Genomic DNA, 17,719 nt, shown 5'->3' on the forward strand with positions numbered 1-17,719 from the left:
GCTCCTTACATCTTGCCTTTGAATACCTGCTCCAGCTCCGCCACCTGATCGTCGGTCAGGGTGCGCATGGGGCCGTTACGCAGGATGAAATACAGCCGGGCGGTCTCTTCCAGCTCCTCGGCGTTGAACATCGCCTCGCGCAGGCTCTTGCCGCTGATCACCGGACCGTGGTTGGCCAGCAGCACGGCGCCGTGCCCGGCGGCCAGTTTGCCCAGCTCCTCGGCGATACGCGGGCTGCCGGGGCGGAAATAGGGGATCAGCGGCAGCTTGCCCACCCGCATCACGTAATAGGGGGTGATGGGCGGCAGGCAGTTGGCCGGATCCAGCCCGTCCACGCAGGACAGGGCGGTCAGGTAGGGCGAGTGCAGGTGCACTATGCCGCCGGCCTGGGGCCGCTGCTGGTACATGGCGATGTGCATCAGCACTTCCTTGGAGGGCTTGTCGCCGTCCAGGTGGTTGCCGTTCATGTCCACCTTGCTCAGACGGTCCGGATCCAGGTCGCCGAAGCTGGTGTTGGTGGGGGTGGCCAGCAGGTTGCCGTCGGGCAGCACCAGGCTGAGGTTGCCCGCCCCGCCGCTGCTGTAGCCGCGCTCGAACATGGATTTGGCGGTCTTCACCATTTCCAGGCGCAGGGAAAATTCAGTCATGGTAAAACTCCTGGGCATTGCTGAAGAAATGCTCGTCGCCGAAATTGCCCGATTTGAGCGCCAGCGACAGCGGCTTGTCGAGGGCCCGCACCCAGGGCACGCCCGGGGCGATTTGCGGGCCGATGTGGAAGCCGGTCACCGCCAGCGCCTGGGTGACGATGCCGGAGGTCTCGCCGCCGGCCACGATAAACTTGCCGAAGCCCTGGTCGGCCAGGCGGGCGGCCACGGTGGCGAACACCCCTTCCACCGCCTCGCTGGCCCGGGCCGCACCGTACTCGGCCTGGATGCGGGCCAGTTCGGCCGCGGGCTGGGTGGCATACAGCATGGGCGCCGGGGCGCTGTCCTGGGCCGCGACCCAGTCGGCCAGCTCGGCGGCGTAGGCGGCGGGCTGCTCGATGCAGCGGGCCACCTCCACCAGTCGGTGCGGCGCACGGTGCTGATAGGCCGCCACCTGGGCGTTGGTCATCTGGGAGCAGGAGCCGGACAGCACCACGGCGCGGCCGCCGGCCACGGGGGCGCCCAGTTCCCGGGCCAGGGCGGCGCCCTGGCCGCCGGTGGCAAAGCGGGCCAGGCCCGCGCCCAGGCCGGAGCCGCCGGTGACAAGCGCAAGCTCGCTCACCGCCTCGCCCAGCACCGGCAGATCGGCCATGGTCAGGGTGTCCAGCACCGCGTAGTTCACGCCGGCCGCCTTGAGTTCGTTCAGTCTGGCTTTAACCGCCGGGCTGCCGGTCAGCACGGCCTGGTAGTCCACCAGCCCCACCTGGCCCCGGGCCTGGGCGGCCATCAGCCGCTGCAGGTTGGCGTCTGTCATGGGGGTCACCGGGTGATCCTTCATGCCGGACTCGTTGAGCGGCACCCCGTTCACAAACAGGTTGCCGTGGCAGACGGTACGGCCGTTCACCGGCAGCGCCGGGCAGATCACGGTAAAGGTCTCGCCCAGCGCCGCCAGCAAAGCGTCGGTCACCGGGCCGATATTGCCCTCGGCGGTGGAATCGAAGGTGGAGCAGTACTTGAAGAAGAAGCGATCGCAACCCAACTCTTTCAGCCGCGCCAGCGCCGCCAGAGAGTCGGCCACCGCCTGCTCCACCGCGCAGGAGCGGCTCTTCAGGGAGATGACCACGGCGTCCACGTCCGCCGGCACCTCGGCGGGGCCATGGCCGATCAGTTGGGTCACGCGCCAGCCGTTTTCCACCATGAAGCCGGCGATATCGGTGGCGCCGGTAAAGTCGTCGGCGATAACACCCAGACGTTGCGTCATTTACTTGCCCTCCGGCAGACGGATGCCCTTGAAGGTTTTGACCACGGCGGCGTCGTCTTCACGGCCGTAGCCCTCGTTGCTGGCGGCCAGGAACATCTGGTGGGCGGCGGAGGCCAGCGGCAGCGGGAATTTCATCTGGTGGGCGGTGTCCAGCACTATGCCCAGATCCTTGACGAAGATGTCGACGCTGGAGCGCGGCGCATAGTCCCCGTCCAGGATGTGCGGCACCCGGTTCTCGAACATCCAGGAGTTGCCGGCGCTGTGGGTGACCACCTCGAACATCAGCTCCAGCGGGATCTCCGCCTTGGCAGCCATGGCCATGGCCTCGGCGGCGGCGGCGATGTGCACCCCGGCCAGCAGCTGGTGGATGGTCTTGACGGTGCTGCCCTGGCCGATGTCGGGCCCGACCACATAGAGTTTTTCGGCCACGGCGTCGAACAGCCCACGGGCCTGCTCGAACAGCTCGGGCTTGCCCGAGGCCATCACCGACAGCCGGCCGTCGGCGGCCTTGATGGCGCCGCCGGAGATGGGCGCGTCTATCATTTCCAGGCCCAGCTCGGCCAGGCGCCGGTGGATGGACTGGGTCTGGGTGGCGGCCATGGTGCTGCACACGATGACCAGGCTGCCCGGACGCAGGGCCTGGGCCAGGCCCTGCTCGCCGAACAGCACCGCCTCCACCTGGGCGCCGTTGACCACCACCAGCACCAGGGCGTCGAGCCGGTCCGCATAGGGCAGCGCCGAGGGGCCGGTGCCGGCGGCGCCGGCCTCGGCCAGACGAGCGCAGGCGTCGGGGTTCAGGTCAAAACCATAGGTATCGAAGCCGGCGCGGATCAGGGATTGGGCCATGCCCATGCCCATGGAGCCGAGGCCGATCAGGCCAATACGGGAAAGTGCGCTCATCTGTGTTACTCCCAAACTGTGAACTACTGTGATGAATACATTATCGATCACACTTAATCACAATTAAGGACGAAACATCACAAATGACACAATCGAAACTGTAGATTAATAATCAATAAAAACAATAAATTAACTATTTTGTGAAAAAATGATTATTAACATTGAAATGTGAAAAAATGAGTGTGAAAACTCACAAAAACGGGCCTGACGGCACCGAAAAGAAGACTAAGAATTTGATTTTAAAAAAAACGCTAGGATGTGAAAGGCCCGTGAAACCGCCTGTCGGCGGTAAGGCACCGGGCGACTCGCACCCGGTGTCCGGGTCATTACAGCGCGGCCAGCAGGCTCCACAGATCCGCCTGCACGGCGGCGGCGGTGACTTCACGGCCGGCGCCCGGGCCCTGGATCACCAGCGGGTTCTGCCGATAGTGCTGGGTTTCGATGGCAAACACATTGTCGCCGGGCCTCAGGTGGGCGAAGGCATGATCGTCGGGCAGCACTTCCAGCCCCACGCTGGCCTCACCGCTGGCGGCGTTGAACCGGGCCACGTGGCGCAGCACGCCGCCGTCTTCCCGGGCCTGGGCCAGGGCCTCGGCCAGGGGAGCATCCAGCTCCTGCAGCCGGTCGATAAAGGTTTCCCGATCCAGGCCGGCCAGGGCCTCGGGCACCAGGTTGCTGACCCTGACCCTGGCCGGATCCAGATCGAAACCCGCTTCCCGCGCCAGTATTACCAGCTTGCGCTTCACGTCCTGGCCGTTCAGATCCTGGCGCGGATCCGGTTCGGTCAGGCCCTGTTGCCAGGCCTGCAGCACCAGTTCGGAGAACGGCTGGCGGCCGTCGAAGTGCTGGAACAGCCAGCTCAGGGTGCCGGAGAAGATGCCGCTGATGGCCCGCACCTGCTCGCCGGACTGCTGCAACTGGCGCAGGCTGGTCTGCACCGGCAGGCCGGCGCCGACGGTGGCGTTGCTGAGAAACTGTACCCGGTGCTCGCCCAAGGCCTGCTTCAGCCGCAGGTAGACCCCCTGCTCCGCCGCCCCCGCCAGCTTGTTGGCGGCGATCAGGTGGATATGCTGCTGCACCAGCGCCGGGTAATACTGCACCAGGCTATCGGAGGCGGTCAGGTCCAGCGCCAGCAGGCTGTCGAAGCCGTGCTCCTCCAGATCTTCCAGCCAGTCGGGCCAGACGATGGATTTGGGAGTGAAGTCCTGCAGCACCTGCTCCACTTCCAGCCCCTGGCTGGCCAGCATGGCGCCCCGGGAGTCGAACACCCCGTACAGGGTGAGCTGCACGTTCAGCTCCCGCTCCAGCCGCGGCTTCTGCGCCTGGTACAGCCGGAGCCAGGCCTGGCCGATGTTGCCCCGGCCGAACAGCACCAGCCCGACCCGTTTGGGCCGGCTGAACAGGCTCTGGTGCAGGCGGATCAGCAGCGGCTCCAGCACCATCTTGCGCACCACGCCCACCAGGCTGAGGCCATTTTTCGCCGGCTGAATAAACTCCAGCGGCTGTTCGTTGAGTGCATGGTAGAAATGCAGGCACTGTTCGGCCTGATCGACCACACCCCTGCCCACCAGCGCCACCAGCGAAAAACCCTCCCGGGCCTGCAACCCTTCGAAGCCGCCGGCGGGCTGGTGATCCCTGAGCTGCGAAAACGCCTGCTCGGCCTGCTCCCGGGTATAGGCAATCTGCCACAGCCGGCGCTCGGGCCGGCGCTTGCAGGCCAGGGGCGCCAGCTCGCGCCGGGTGAGCCAGGCGGTCAGGGCATCCACGGTGTCCTGGTAGCGATCGGGAATGGTCATTTCCAGCAGCACCGCGTCGTCCACCGAGGTGACGATGCGCCCGCCCCCGGCCCGTCGCGACTGGCGCTGGATGCGGGTGTGGCCGTCGTCCGGGTGGTAGCTGCAGCGCAGCATCAGTTGCTGGCGGCTGTCGGCCACCGGCCCCAGGGTGCGGCTGTGCAGCACCGGCGAGCCCAGCCGGGCCAGTTCGGCGGCTTCCGACAGCGACAGCCGGGTCAGCAGCCGCGCTTCCTTCACCCGCCGCGGATCGGCACTGAACACCCCGGGCACGTCGCTCCAGATGGTGGTGTGGGAGCTGTCGGCCAGGGCCGCCAGCAGGGTGGCGCTGAAGTCGGAGCCGTTGCGCCCCAACAGCCGGGTACGGCCTTGCGAATCGGCGGCGATAAAACCGGTCACCACCAGGATCTGTTCGGGGTAGTCCGCCAGGATCCCGGCCAGCCGCTGGCGGGACAGCGCCTCGTCCACCTGCACCGGCGAGCCGGACACCTGCAGGAAGCGGCGGGCGTCCAGGCTGGCGGCGGCCCGCCCCTGGCTGCTCAGCAGCCGGGCCAGCAGGCGCGACGACCACACCTCGCCGAACGACTGGATCAGGCTGCGCTCGTATTCGTCCAGCCGGTGGTTTTCCAGCACCGAGGCGATGGTCTGGATGTCGTCGTCCAGCGCCGCCAGCAGGGGGGCGGCATTGGCGGCGTCCAGGGTGGTTTCAATCAGTCCGCGCTGGAATGCCTGCAGCCCTTCCAGCGCCTCGGGCGCGGCGCTGTCGCCGCTGGTGAACAGATTGAGCAGTTCGATCAGCCGGTTGGTGGTCTTGCCCGGCGCCGACACCACGATCAGGGCGTCGGGCTGGTGCAGGTTATTGATGATACCGGCCACCCGGTGGAAACAGGCGGCATCGGCCAGGCTGCTGCCGCCAAACTTGTGCACCGGCCGCCGCTGGGCGCCGGAGTCGGACTGAAGTATGGTCATTACTTGCTTAACGCCTTGAATGCATTGTCCAAATCGTGAATCAGATCGCGCACGTCCTCGATGCCGACCGACACCCGCAGCAGCTGGCTGCTGATGCCGGCGGCGGCGCGGGCTTCCTCGGTCATGGCCGCGTGGGTCATGGTGGCCGGGTGGGCGATCAGGCTTTCCACCCCGCCCAGGGACTCGGCCAGGGAGAACAGCTGCAGCTGCTGCAGGAAGGCTTTCATGCCCTCCTCGTCCACGTCCAGCTCGAAGCTGAGCATGGCGCCGAAGCCGGACTGCTGGCGGGCCGCCACCTCGTGGCCGGGGTTGCCGGGCAGGCTGGGATGGTACACCGCCTTCACCTCGGGCCGGCCCTGCAGGTAGGCCACCAGGGCCTCGGCGTTTTCGCAGTGCTGGCGCATGCGCACGCCCAGGGTGCGCAGGCCGCGCAGGGTCAGGTAGCTGTCGAAGGGCGAGCCGGTCAGCCCCAGGCAGTTGGCCCACCAGCGCAGCTCCTCGGCCAGTTGGCCATCGGCGGCCACCACGGCGCCGCCCAGCACGTCGGAATGGCCGTTGATGTACTTGGTGGTGGAGTGCACCACCAGGTCCGCGCCCAGCGTCAGCGGCTGCTGCAGCGCCGGCGACAGGAAGGTGTTGTCCACCACCGACAGGGCGCCGATGTCCTTCGCTGCGGCGCAGAGGGCGGCGATGTCCACCACCCGCAGCAGCGGGTTGGAGGGGGTTTCGATCCACAGGATCTTCGGCTTGTTGGCCAGGGCCTGGGCCAGGGCGGCGGGGTCGTTCTGATCCACGTATTCCACCCGGAAGTTGCCCTTCTTCGCCAGGGAATTGAACAGCCGGTGGCTGCCGCCGTAGCAGTCGTGGGGCGCCAGCAGCAGATCGCCGGCCTGCAGCTGGGAGGTGATGATCAGGTTGATGGCGCCCATGCCGGTGGAGGTGACGGCGGCGCCCGCGCCCTGCTCGAGTTTGGTCAGGGCCTCGATCAGGGTCTGCCGGGTCGGGTTGCCGGAGCGGGTATAGTCAAACTGACGCGGCTGGTTATAATCGGCAAAGGTATAGGTGCTGGTCAGATATACCGGCGGGACCACGGCACCGTGCTGGCTGTCCGTGTCGATACCGGTTCGAACGGCATGGGTCTGGGTCTGGTAATCGGGCATGTCCTCTCCTTTGCGCGCTGGCGGCCTGAGTATAGAATTTCCAAGATGCGCACAGTACCCCAGGGCAAGAAAGACGTCAAGGCTTCCAGACGTCCATAAGTCTTTGCTGTTGGATTGCCAATAAAAAAGGTAAGGGTTACAATCCGAGCCGGACTCTTAACCCGTATGCAGGTGGACAATGAAGACTGAATGGAACGGCGACTATATCAGCCCTTACGCCGAGCACGGCAAGAAAAGTGAGCAGGTCAAGAAGATCACCGTCTCCATCCCGCTCAAGGTGCTGAAAATACTCACCGACGAGCGCACCCGCCGCCAGGTCAACAACCTGCGTCACGCCACCAACAGCGAGCTGCTGTGCGAAGCCTTCCTGCACGCCTATACCGGCCAGCCCCTGCCGGTGGACGAGGACCTGCGCAAGGACGTTCCCGACCGGATCCCCTCCCAGGCCCGCGAAATCATGGCCGAGCTCGGCATCGAGATCGAAGACTACGCCATCGACGACGAGCGATAACGCCCGGCGGCGTTATCGCTCTAGAGCACCATATAGTTTAAAAATTAGGCAACGCCTTTCCCCCTATGTCGGAGGGTTCGATGGCTTCTGACGAGGTATAGTCTGTCGGCCAAAGGGCACTACTCCTCCGGCACGCCGTGACCCCTTCCCTGGGGGCTCCGCTGCGCCCTCCCTGGCGCGGAGGGCCGGCGGAGCAGCCCCCCTTGTCCTCCCTATATCACCGAAGCTGCCTGCTGGCACCCCCCTCAGACGGCGTCAGAGCTTGAAAGAGGTAACAGGGATGGCCTCCGCCGACCGTCACCTGCCTGAGTTTTACACTAGATGGCGTGCTAGCCGACCGACACCAGGATCTGCTGCCAGGGCAGCCCTTCGTCCCCCAGGGTAATAAAGTTGGGATTGACCATGCTGTCGCGCCGGTTGTAGCTGAGCGCGGCCAGGTTCAGATCCAGCAACCGCCCGCCGGCCTCCTCCACGATGCACTGGGTGGCACCGGTATCCCACTCGCCGGTGGGGCCGATGCGGATATAGAGATCCGCTTCCCCTTCCGCCACCAGGCAGGACTTGAGCGAGCTCGAGCCCAGCGGCACCATCTCGTAATCCAGTTCGCTGTTCAGCCGGGAGCGCACCCAGTCCACGTTCTGCCGGCGGCTGATGGCGATGCGCAGCTGGGTCAGCGGCACCGCCGCATCGTGGTGGCGGGCGTGGATCCGCCGGTGGTGGCCGTCGGCCTCCTTGAATGCACCATGACCGCGCACCGCGTAGTACATCAGATCCTGTACCGGTGCATAAACCACACCCAGCACCGGCCGGCCGTCCTCGATCAGGGCAATCATGGTGGAGAAGTCACCGCTGCCGGCGATGAACTCCTGGGTGCCGTCGAGCGGATCCACCAGCCAGTAGCGGGGCCAGCGACCGCGTTCGGCCAGGGGGATGTCGCCGCCTTCTTCGGAAAGCACCGGCACATCGGCCAGTTCGCGCAGTGCTTTATCAAGATAGGCGTGGGCCGCCAGATCGGCGCTGGTGACCGGGCTGTCGTCGTCTTTCTGCTCGGCCTGGTAGTGGCCGCTGTCGTACATGGTCAGTATGCGGTGCCCGGATTCCCGGGCCGCCGCCTTGACGCCCGGCAGTAAGGCATGGATGTCCATGGTTATTCCTCGTTATTAAGCCAGTCCTGCAACAGATACAGGCCGCAAATACTCCTGGCCTCGGTAAAATCGGGCCTGGACATCAGCTGTTCCAGCTGGTCCAGGGGCCAGGGCACCACATCCAGGGGCTCCGGCTCGTCACCCTCCCGCCGTTCGGGATACAAATCCCGTGCCAATAAAATATCCATCCGGCTGCCGAAATATCCCGGTGCCAGGCTGACCTGCTTCAGATGAGTGAGCGAGCGGGCGCCGAAGCCCACCTCCTCCATCAGTTCGCGGTTGCCGGCCTCGAGCGCGGTTTCGCCCGGGTCGATCAGGCCCTTGGGAAAGCCGAGTTCATAGCTGTGGGTGCCGGCGGAATACTCGCGGATCAGCAGTATGGTGTTGTCGTCCAGCATCGGGACCAGCATCACGGCGCCACGGCCGCCACCGCGCATGCGCTCGTAGACCCGCTCCACGCCGTTGCTGAATTTCAGGTGCACCGATTCCACCTTGAACAGGCGGCTCTCGGCCACCAGCTCGGTATGCAGTATCTGAGGTTTCTGTTTCTCTTTGGTCATGCCCTGTCCCGTCTTCTGGCTCGCCTTAGTATGAGGTTATCGCAACTGCCGGCCAACGTCTGCCGCAACGTGATGACAGCGGGTTTTGATTTGACCTTTATACTCCAGACCCAGGGGCATCTGGTATAATTCTGGTTCGTTTTACCGTGAGCGAGTGCAATGAACGGAGAAAATACTTCCGTGCGGCTGGACAAGTGGCTGTGGGCTGCCCGCTTTTACAAGACCCGCAGCCTGGCCCGCGAGATGATCGATGGCGGCAAGGTGCATTACAACAGCCAGCGCAGCAAACCCAGCAAGCTGGTGGAAATCGGCGCCGTCATCCGCCTGCGCCAGGGCAACGACGAAAAGGAAGTGGTGGTGCTGGAACTGTCCGGCCACCGCGGCAAGGCGGACATCGCCCAGCGCCTGTACCGGGAAACGCCCGACAGCATTAAGCGCCGGGAGCAGAATGCCGAAGCCCGCAAATTCAACAGCCAGTTTGCCCCCAGCCCGGAGCGCAAGCCGGACAAGAAAGAAAGGCGCACCCTGCTTAAAATCAAACAGGGCGACTGACCGCCCATACAGGATCCTTTATGACAAAAACCGACCTACTTCACCGTTATCTGTTCGACAACTACCAGGTGCGCGGCGAGCTGGTGCAGCTGCAAGACAGCTACCGACACATCATCGGGGGCCAGACGTATCCGGCGCCGGTGCAGCGGCTGCTGGGTGAACTGCTCACCGCCACCAGCCTGCTCACCGCCACCCTCAAGTTCGAAGGCCATATCACGGTGCAGCTGCAGGGCGACGGCCCGGTCAGACTGGCGGTGATCAACGGCGATCACCAGCAGCAGTTGCGCGGTGTGGCCCGCTGGGAAGGCCAGGTGCCCGACAGCGACAGGCTGGCCGACCTGATCGGCAAGGGCTACCTGGCCATCACCATCACCCCCGACGAGGGAGAACGCTACCAGGGCATAGTGGAGCTGAGCGACGACTCCCTGAGCAAGAGCCTGGAGAACTACTTCGCCCAGTCGGAGCAGCTGGCCACCCGCATCTGGCTGTTTACCGATGTCCACCACGATCGGCAGTGCGCCGCCGGCCTGCTGCTGCAGGCGCTGCCCGCCGGCAATGCCGAACAGGAAGGGGATTTCTCCCACCTCGAGACCCTAACCCACACCATCAAGGCGGAGGAGCTGCTGCACCTGGACGCCCATGAGGTGCTGTACCGGCTGTACAACCAGGAAGCGGTGCGGGTGTTCGATCCCCAGCCGGTGGTATTCAAATGCACCTGCTCCCGGGAAAAATGCGAGCAGGCACTGCTGCAGGTGGGCAAGGTCGAGGCCTACGATATCCTGAAAGAACACGGCAAAATTGCCATGCACTGCGATTATTGCGGCCACCATTATCGGTTCGATGGCGCCGATTTACAGACGTTGTTTAATGACACGCCGACATTGCATTAACATTTCCGTTTCATGAAAAGGGGCTTTTTGCCCCTTTGGTCTTAATTCGCCGCGCAAAATTGCAAATTTTGAAGCTGATCCCCTAATATCTGCTGAATAACTGGTATTCTTTTGTTCCAAAACAACACTAATAACAAACCACCCAACCCCTCTGTACCCAGGAGATAACAATGACGTCCAAGGCGCAGCAATTAGGCCTTTCCCAATACGGTATTACCGACGTAACCGAGATCCTTTACAACCCGTCCTACGGCCAGTTGTTTGAAGAAGAAACCCGCGCAGATTTAGAAGGCTTTGAGAAGGGCGTGGTTACCAGCTTGGGCGCCGTTGCCGTGGACACCGGTATCTTTACCGGCCGCTCTCCGAAAGACAAATACATAGTACGTGACGACACCACCCGTGACACCGTATGGTGGGCCGATCAGGGCAAGAACGACAACAAGCCGATGACGCAGGAAACCTGGGACCAGCTCAAGGGCCTGGTAACCGCTCAGCTGTCCGGCAAACGTTTGTTCGTGGTCGACACCTTCTGCGGCGCCAACCCCGATACCCGCCTGTCCGTGCGTTTCGTCACCGAAGTGGCCTGGCAGGCCCACTTCGTGAAGAACATGTTCATTCGTCCCACAGAGGAGGAGCTGCAACGCTTCGAGCCCGACTTCGTCGTGATGAACGGCGCCAAGTGCAGCAACCCTAACTGGCAAGAACAGGGCCTGAACAGCGAGAACTTCGTCGCCTTCAACCTGACCGAGCGCATGCAGCTGATCGGCGGCACCTGGTACGGCGGCGAGATGAAGAAAGGCATGTTCTCCATGATGAACTACCTGCTGCCGCTCAAGGGCATCGCTTCCATGCACTGCTCCGCCAACGTGGGCAAGGACGGCGACGTGGCCATCTTCTTCGGCCTCTCCGGCACCGGCAAGACCACTCTGTCCACCGACCCGCAGCGCCAGCTGATCGGCGACGACGAGCACGGCTGGGACGACGACGGCGTGTTCAACTTCGAAGGTGGCTGCTACGCCAAGACCATCAACCTGAGCCAGGAAAACGAGCCGGAAATCTACGCCGCCATCCGCCGCGACGCCCTGCTCGAGAACGTGACCGTGCTGGCCGACGGCAGCATCGATTTCAACGATGGCAGCAAAACCGAGAACACCCGGGTTTCCTACCCCATCTACCATATCGACAACATCGTCAAGCCGGTATCCAAGGCCGGTCACGCCAAGAAGGTGATCTTCCTCACCGCCGACGCCTTCGGCGTGCTGCCGCCGGTGAGTAAGCTGACCCGTGAGCAGGCCCAGTACCACTTCCTGTCCGGCTTCACCGCCAAGCTGGCCGGCACCGAGCGCGGCATCACCGAGCCTACCCCCACCTTCTCCAGTTGCTTCGGCGCGGCCTTCCTCAGCCTGCACCCGACCCAGTACGCGGAAGTGCTGGCCAAGCGCATGGATGCGGTGGGTGCCGAAGCCTACCTGGTGAACACCGGCTGGAACGGCACCGGCAAACGGATCTCCATCAAGGCGACCCGCGCCATTATCAACGCCATCCTCGACGGCTCCATCGAAAACGCCGAGTTCGTGACCCTGCCCTACTTCAACGTGGCCATCCCCACCGAGCTGCAGGGCGTGGAAGACGGCTCCATCCTGGATCCGCGTAACACTTACGCCGACCCGGCCCAGTGGGACACCAAGGCCCAGGATCTGGCCAAGCGCTTCGTCGACAATTTCGCGAAGTTCACCGACACCGCCGAGGGCAAGGCCCTGGTGGCCGCCGGCCCGCAGCTGTAAGCGGAACCACGCGGCATAAAGCCCCGGCCACCGCCGGGGCTTTTTTTGTTGTGCCGGCTACAAACGCAAAAAGAGCGCTCGAGGCGCTCTTTTAATGCCGGCATCGGCCGAATCTGTGCTTCCGCTACACCCGGTGCTTGTGGCGCCGGTCCACACTACCCGCCCGATAAGGCCTGGAGTGCTCGGTGGGGCTGGCCGGGGGGATGAACCCGGTTCACGGCAGGGTCCGAGGGTGTCGGTCTGCTTGCTCCCAGAAGGTGAAACTATGGTAGCGCCAAAACCGGGGCGAGTGGTTGCAAAGATAAAGTCATTTCGGCCCCTTCACGCAATAATTCACCTCATATAGACTAGAACCAAACAATCCTTGCCATGGAGTCCCGCTCGTGAGCAACCTTTTACAACTCGACCGCACCGATCGGCGCATTCTGGAGCTGATGCAGCGCCACGGCCGCATCAGCAACCTGGAGCTGGCCGAGCGGGTCGGCCTGTCACCCTCGCCCTGCTCGCGCCGGGTCAAGGCGCTGGAAGAAGCCGGCCTCATCCTCGATCACGTGACCCGGCTCAATGCCGCCCGGCTGGGGCTGACCCTGCAGGCCTATATCCATATCTCCCTGGACCGGCACACCCCGGAGCGGTTCGAGGCCTTCGACAGCGCCATCGCCGGTTTCTCCGAAGTGCTGGAATGCGATCTGATCACCGGCACCGAGGCCGACTACCAGCTCAAGGTGATAGTGCGCGACATGGATCACTACCAGCAGTTCCTGCTGGGCAAGCTGACCCGGCTGGAGGGGGTGACCGGGGTGCGTTCCAGCTTCGTGCTGCGGCGGATCAAGCAGGACACCGCCCTGCCGCTGGAGCACCTGGGCTGAACCGGAGGAGCACGCCATGATGAGCTGCGACCAGCACGACTATCTCGAAATCGCCTGCCTGTACCGCTATCGGGTCCGGCTGACCCTGACCTCGGGTGAGCGGCTGACGGGCATCGCCCTCGACACCCGCCGCGATGCACAGCGACAGGAGTGCCTGCTGCTGCATACCGACGAGGCCGAGCAGCTGGTGCGGCTGGCGGAGCTGACCCGCATGGAGGCGCTCACCGACAACCCCCACTTCCGGTCCGTCGATTTCGACTGAAGGGCTCAGCCCCTGGCCGCCCCCTGCATGCGCAGCCGACCGCAGTCGTAATAGAGCAGGCCGTGCTGGCGGGCCATGGGCGCCAGCCGGCGGGCGATCTGCCGGCCCAGGCGCTGGCCGTTGCGGCTGGTGTAGTCGGCGCCGAACTGCATCGCCGGCGGCGCCGGCAGCTCCCGGGGCAGGGCGCGGGCCAGCGGAGGCGACAGCACCTTGCACACCAGCTCGCTCACCACCCGGTTCACCGCCGAGCCCACGCCGTAGCCCTGCCACTCCGGCAGCAGGTAGAGGCTGTTGAGGGTCATTTCCAGTGCCGGGGCCGGCCGCTCTTCGGGGATATCGGCGGCGAAGGTCAGCACCCAGTTGCCCACCATCCGCGGTTGCTCGTGCTGGTGTTCCAGCAGCGCCACGTTGCAGCGGTAGCGCATGCCGTAGTCGTGTATCTGCGGCGCCGCATCGGCGCGCTGGGGCCGGCTTTCGCCCCAGTACAGGGGCCGGGGGGCATAAATGTCCCGATGTTCATCCAGCGCCCGGCGGCGAAAGCGCTCGAACAGCGGCCGGTGGGCGGGGTGATGCCAGTCCATCAGGTCGAGGGAGAGCCGGTCCAGCCATTCGGGCTGCAACCAGGGGTAGGCGGCGAACTCGTCGCGCAGCCGGGTATAGTCCAGCAGGTGATTGAGGGTCCAGCGTCCGCGCTTGAGATGGCTGGCCTCGCGCACGAAGTGCTGGCGGATCTGTTTGAACAGGGGATAACTGCGGGCGGCCACCCGCCGGCGTTCGGGGCAGACGGACATCAGGTAAACCACCCCTTTTCGCTGTATTCACCGGTACCGACGCACAGCAGCGGCCGGGCCGCCAGGCTGGGTCCGCCCTCGCGGGCGCAGTGGAGAGACTGCATGGCTTTGCTTCCTTTCTTCGACACAAAGCGAGCCATTGTAAGGCGGCGGCCGCGGATGTAAAGCCGCGGCCCGGTCGCCTCAGCCCCGGCTGACCTCGAAGCTGCCCACCAGCTGCTGCAGGCCGAAGGCGGTACCCTTCACCTGCTCGGTGCTGCGCTGCAGCTGGCCGAAGGACGCATTCATCTCCTCGGTGAGACCGGCGATCAGCGCCGTGGCCTGGCTGTTCTGCTCGCGGGTCTCGGCCATCTCCCGGATGGCGGTGAACATCTGCTCCACCTTCTGCTGCAGGTGCTGCTCCGCCTCGCCGCCCTGGCCCACCAGGCGCAGGCCCTGATCCACCTCGGCCACGCCGTTTTCCATCATGGCCACCGCCGCCCGGGTTTCCCCCTGCATGCCTTCCACCTTGTGGCGGATGTCTTCCGCCGCCACCGCGGTGCGGGCCGCCAGGGCGCGCACCTCGTCGGCCACCACCGAAAAGCCCCGGCCGTATTCCCCGGCCCGGGCCGCCTCGATGGCGGCGTTGAGCGCCAGCAGCTCGGTCTGCTTGGTGATGTCGCTGATGGCGGAGACGATGTCGTCGATCTCCGTCGCCCGGCCGTCCAGGCTCCGCACCACCGCCGCCGAGCTGGACACCACCTCGCGGATGCGCTGGTTGCCGTCCCGGGCCGACAGCAGTTGCTGCCGGGTCCGCACCACCACCTGGTCCATCGCCTGCTTCATCTCGCCGGCGGTGGCGCTGGCCAGATCCAGTTGCTGCAGCTGGCTGGCCAGGGCCGCCAGCATCTGCTCGATGGCGCAGGACAGGGTGCGGGAGTGATCCTGGGCCTGATGATTGACCCGGAACAGCCCCTGGTTGCTCTGCTCCAGCCGTTCCGCCATGGCGATCACCGAGCCCATCATGCCGTCCAGGTTGTCGATAAAGCTGTTGATCCACATGCCCAGCTCGCCGGTTTCGTCCCGCCCCAGGCGCGACTTGTCCAGCCGCTGGCGCAGGTTGCCCTCGCCTTCGGCCAGGGTGCGCACCACCCCCGTCATCTGGTTCAGCCGGCGCGACAACCGCCTGGGCCCGAGCCGGGCAAAGCACCAGCCGGACAGCACCAGCACCAGCAGGTTGCCCAGCAGCAGGGGCGCGAGCGGCAGCTCCAGGCCGGCCGCCGCCAGGTTGAAGGCCGGCACCGGCAGCACGCAGGCCTGGTAGCCGGCCTGCAGCCGCCAGCCCAGGGGGCGGCGGCTGAACACCTCGGCCAGATCCGCCTCGCACATCATGCCGAAACGGTGTGGCGAGCCGGGCAGGGAAAAGGTGACGCCCTTGCCCACCACCGGGATATGACGGTAGTCCGCATAGCCCGGGTAGCGCACAAAGCAGTTGTGGCCATTTTCGATAGTGCTCTTTACGCCCGGGTGCAGCTCGCCGGTGGCCGGATCGGTGAAGCGCAGCTCCAGCTCGGTATGGTGGCGGATGCGGATCTGGCCCCAGGGGGTGTTGATGCCCTCCTTCAGGTTTTCGCCACCGCCGAAGGTGCTGTCCTCGAAGCGGGAGCGGGACAGGGCGGTGCCGGGGGCGATGCGCGGGTCGAAACGGGATTCGACCATAAACAGGTAGTTGTCGCCCGAATCGGGGTAGATGTGCCCCGCTTCGCGCTGGATCAGGTCGCTCATCACGTCGTTCGGCACCCGGGCGCACAGCAGGCCGCGCAGTTCGCCCTTCACCCGCACCGGGAAACAGAACATCAGGGTCATGGCGTCGTGAAAGCGCGAGCTGGAAGGGCCGAGCCGCAGGGTGACCGGATCCGCGTAGGGGCCGCGCAGAAAGGGCTGGCTCCTGGCCTCGGCCAGCACCTTGGGGTCTATGCCGGCCTGCCCCTCCCGTCCTGCCTGGCTGGAGGCCAGCACCCGGCCTTCGGCCGACAGCATGAACAGCTCGGAGCAGTCGCCGTTGTCCTTGCATTGCCCCTGCAGCAGGGCACCGTTGGCGGCCGGCTGCCGCCAGTCCAGCCGCGGGCCCAGGGTTTCGAGATGGTGCCATTGCTGGCGTGCCCAGCGCTGGAGCAGGCTGACCCGGGTGGCGGCAAAGCCGTCGAACACCTGCTCCAGCCCGGCGATGCTGCGCCGGTTGAGCCAGCAGGACCATTTCATGTTGAGCCGCAGGGCCGGGCTCATGCGGGGGCCGCGACCGGCCATATGGGGGGAAACAAACTGACCGCTCATGGCTGCCGATTCCATGCAAACTCCTTGTTTTTAGTGCTTTTTACACACCTCAGCAAGAAGCGTTCCATGGCGTGGAAAAGGCGGAGCTGCCCCGGGCGGACAATTTCCAAGCATTTAATTTACCACTTTGGTGGTATTTATGGTGCTTTATCCGGCGGCGCCACCACCGCCGCCCGGCGACGCACCACAACAGAGCACCAAAATGGTGCGTACGCACCTGTTTGGTTCGGTTCAGTCGGCAAAATCCATCGACAGGAACAGCCGCCGGTAGCCGGTGGGCACCGGCGGCGAACGGTGCCACAGGCCCTGGCCTTCTTCCCCCTGCCAGCTTGGGAATAAAGCCGGCTATCTCAGGCTATCGGTAATGGCGGGAACCGACACGGTCGCAGCGCCGGACGTTCAGCCCACTGGCGCGGGACTGCTTAGCGGTTGTCGCTCGCTATCTTGATCGACTTTTTATAATGACCCGGTAAAAAACTGAAATAAAGGTCACCCACCACTCACTTCCGGCACTTCAGTGGGAGCGAGAAATTGAGCCCATGCCTGCCAAATAGGTATGGACTATTCTGAGGCCCTTCGATAGTCTTTCACTTGCACATGGGAAATTAATCGACGGAGCGAAAAGCATTCAAAAATGAATACGAACAGAGAATGCAAGCCATACCCGCCCTTACTCAGATACATTAAATGATGTGCAAATCGTCATCAGCAAAGCCTTTTGTTGATTTTTCATTCAAAGCGGAACTGTAAAAATAGCGCGACACACTCTCATTGGAATAACGAACATGAAAATGAAATCCTTATTGCTCGCTACCCTCGTCGCTTCTTTGAGCACAGGGTGTGCCTCCGGATTGAACTCCATGCAAAAGCGGGAATATCAGGCATTTAAACAAAATAACGTCTTGGTAGAAGAGAAAAAACCAACCACCGGTGCCGTGCTGGGCATCCTTCCTGGTGGCGGCTCATTCTATGCCCGTGAACCTGGACTGGGTATTGTCAATCTGTTGATGTGGCCGGTGTCTGTGTTATGGGATCCTATCAGTGGCTATGAAGGCGCCATGGAAATCAACTATGACATCACCAAGCAGAAGCTTCAGAGAGATAAAGATCAGGAAGTTTCAAAGCTCGATGAAAAATTAGCCATGGGCCAAATCGATAACACCGAATATGTTCTTGCCAAAAGACAAATAGAACAAAAATACAGTTTTGAATAATCGCGCAACATAATAGCCCATATTCAAACAGGTGCTGAATACAGCCTATAGACGTAGTGTCTTGTATCAGCACCTTAGCCCCCCTGAGACACCTCGCTGTA

Annotated in this window: 16 protein-coding genes and 1 pseudogene; 7 read left to right on the plus strand and 10 right to left on the minus strand. The window is 63.8% G+C overall.

Annotation, left to right across the window (positions count from 1 at the left end):
- Window positions 1–5 precede the first annotated feature (5 nt).
- The 5 genes from otnC to metB form a co-directional block, all read right to left on the minus strand.
- On the minus strand, window positions 6–647 hold the full coding sequence (otnC, locus tag C7H85_RS13575) for a 3-oxo-tetronate 4-phosphate decarboxylase (RefSeq protein WP_106730239.1): 642 nt from the start codon (window positions 645–647) through the stop codon (window positions 6–8).
- Window positions 640–1,905 (minus strand): 3-oxo-tetronate kinase, encoded by a 1,266-nt coding sequence (gene otnK, locus C7H85_RS13580; protein ID WP_106730240.1) that lies wholly within the window; start codon window positions 1,903–1,905, stop codon window positions 640–642. The genes otnC and otnK overlap by 8 nt, the downstream gene beginning before the upstream one ends.
- Window positions 1,906–2,805 carry an L-threonate dehydrogenase gene (ltnD, locus tag C7H85_RS13585; RefSeq protein ID WP_106730241.1) on the minus strand — a complete coding sequence of 300 codons (900 nt, stop codon included), beginning with the start codon at window positions 2,803–2,805 and terminating at the stop codon, window positions 1,906–1,908.
- 326 nt (window positions 2,806–3,131) lie between these two features.
- Window positions 3,132–5,588 carry a bifunctional aspartate kinase/homoserine dehydrogenase II gene (metL, locus tag C7H85_RS13590; protein WP_425445075.1) on the minus strand — a complete coding sequence of 819 codons (2,457 nt, stop codon included), beginning with the start codon at window positions 5,586–5,588 and terminating at the stop codon, window positions 3,132–3,134.
- Window positions 5,567–6,727 (minus strand): cystathionine gamma-synthase, encoded by a 1,161-nt coding sequence (gene metB / locus C7H85_RS13595; protein ID WP_106730243.1) that lies wholly within the window; start codon window positions 6,725–6,727, stop codon window positions 5,567–5,569. Before metB ends, metL begins: the two co-directional genes overlap by 22 nt.
- Window positions 6,728–6,905: 178 nt before the next feature.
- On the opposite strand from metB, the gene metJ reads away from it, so the two are divergent.
- Window positions 6,906–7,238: a met regulon transcriptional regulator MetJ gene (gene metJ / locus C7H85_RS13600; protein ID WP_106730244.1), complete on the plus strand. Its 333-nt coding sequence runs from the start codon at window positions 6,906–6,908 to the stop codon at window positions 7,236–7,238.
- A gap of 329 nt (window positions 7,239–7,567) precedes the next feature.
- Here metJ and cysQ read toward each other — a convergent pair whose 3' ends face one another.
- Complete coding sequence (cysQ, locus tag C7H85_RS13605; protein WP_106730245.1) at window positions 7,568–8,383, minus strand: 3'(2'),5'-bisphosphate nucleotidase CysQ; 816 nt, start codon at window positions 8,381–8,383, stop codon at window positions 7,568–7,570.
- A 2-nt stretch (window positions 8,384–8,385) separates the two neighbouring features.
- On the minus strand, window positions 8,386–8,943 hold the full coding sequence (gene nudE, locus C7H85_RS13610; protein WP_106730246.1) for an ADP compounds hydrolase NudE: 558 nt from the start codon (window positions 8,941–8,943) through the stop codon (window positions 8,386–8,388).
- Between the two features lie 159 nt (window positions 8,944–9,102).
- On the opposite strand from nudE, the gene hslR reads away from it, so the two are divergent.
- From hslR to C7H85_RS13635, 5 genes are all read left to right on the plus strand, one after another.
- Entirely contained in the window at window positions 9,103–9,495 is a 393-nt protein-coding gene (hslR, locus tag C7H85_RS13615) for a ribosome-associated heat shock protein Hsp15 (protein WP_106730247.1), read from the plus strand.
- 20 nt (window positions 9,496–9,515) lie between these two features.
- Window positions 9,516–10,385: an Hsp33 family molecular chaperone HslO gene (hslO, locus tag C7H85_RS13620; protein WP_106730248.1), complete on the plus strand. Its 870-nt coding sequence runs from the start codon at window positions 9,516–9,518 to the stop codon at window positions 10,383–10,385.
- A gap of 170 nt (window positions 10,386–10,555) precedes the next feature.
- On the plus strand, window positions 10,556–12,169 hold the full coding sequence (gene pckA / locus C7H85_RS13625; protein WP_106730249.1) for a phosphoenolpyruvate carboxykinase (ATP): 1,614 nt from the start codon (window positions 10,556–10,558) through the stop codon (window positions 12,167–12,169).
- 383 nt (window positions 12,170–12,552) lie between these two features.
- Complete coding sequence (locus C7H85_RS13630; protein WP_106730250.1) at window positions 12,553–13,038, plus strand: Lrp/AsnC family transcriptional regulator; 486 nt, start codon at window positions 12,553–12,555, stop codon at window positions 13,036–13,038.
- 16 nt (window positions 13,039–13,054) lie between these two features.
- The gene (locus C7H85_RS13635; RefSeq protein WP_106730251.1) at window positions 13,055–13,300 is read left to right on the plus strand and encodes a Rho-binding antiterminator; all 246 of its coding nucleotides are present in this window, start codon (window positions 13,055–13,057) and stop codon (window positions 13,298–13,300) included.
- Window positions 13,301–13,305: 5 nt separating this feature from the next.
- Here the strand turns inward: C7H85_RS13635 and C7H85_RS13640 are convergent, their stop codons facing one another.
- The 3 genes and pseudogenes from C7H85_RS13640 to C7H85_RS13650 form a co-directional block, all read right to left on the minus strand.
- Window positions 13,306–14,091, minus strand: a complete 786-nt coding sequence (locus C7H85_RS13640; RefSeq protein ID WP_106730252.1) for a hypothetical protein — start codon at window positions 14,089–14,091, stop codon at window positions 13,306–13,308.
- Window positions 14,092–14,274: 183 nt separating this feature from the next.
- Window positions 14,275–16,419: a methyl-accepting chemotaxis protein gene (locus C7H85_RS13645; protein WP_210433652.1), complete on the minus strand. Its 2,145-nt coding sequence runs from the start codon at window positions 16,417–16,419 to the stop codon at window positions 14,275–14,277.
- Window positions 16,420–16,635: 216 nt separating this feature from the next.
- Window positions 16,636–16,722, minus strand: a pseudogene (locus tag C7H85_RS13650) (DUF1826 domain-containing protein); the annotation flags it as partial.
- 467 nt (window positions 16,723–17,189) lie between these two features.
- Here C7H85_RS13650 and C7H85_RS13655 point away from each other — a divergent pair.
- Window positions 17,190–17,618: a hypothetical protein gene (locus C7H85_RS13655; protein ID WP_106730253.1), complete on the plus strand. Its 429-nt coding sequence runs from the start codon at window positions 17,190–17,192 to the stop codon at window positions 17,616–17,618.
- Window positions 17,619–17,719: the final 101 nt, after the last annotated feature.

The organism is Zobellella endophytica (assembly GCF_003012775.1).
Lineage (GTDB): Bacteria > Pseudomonadota > Gammaproteobacteria > Enterobacterales > Aeromonadaceae > Oceanimonas > Oceanimonas endophytica.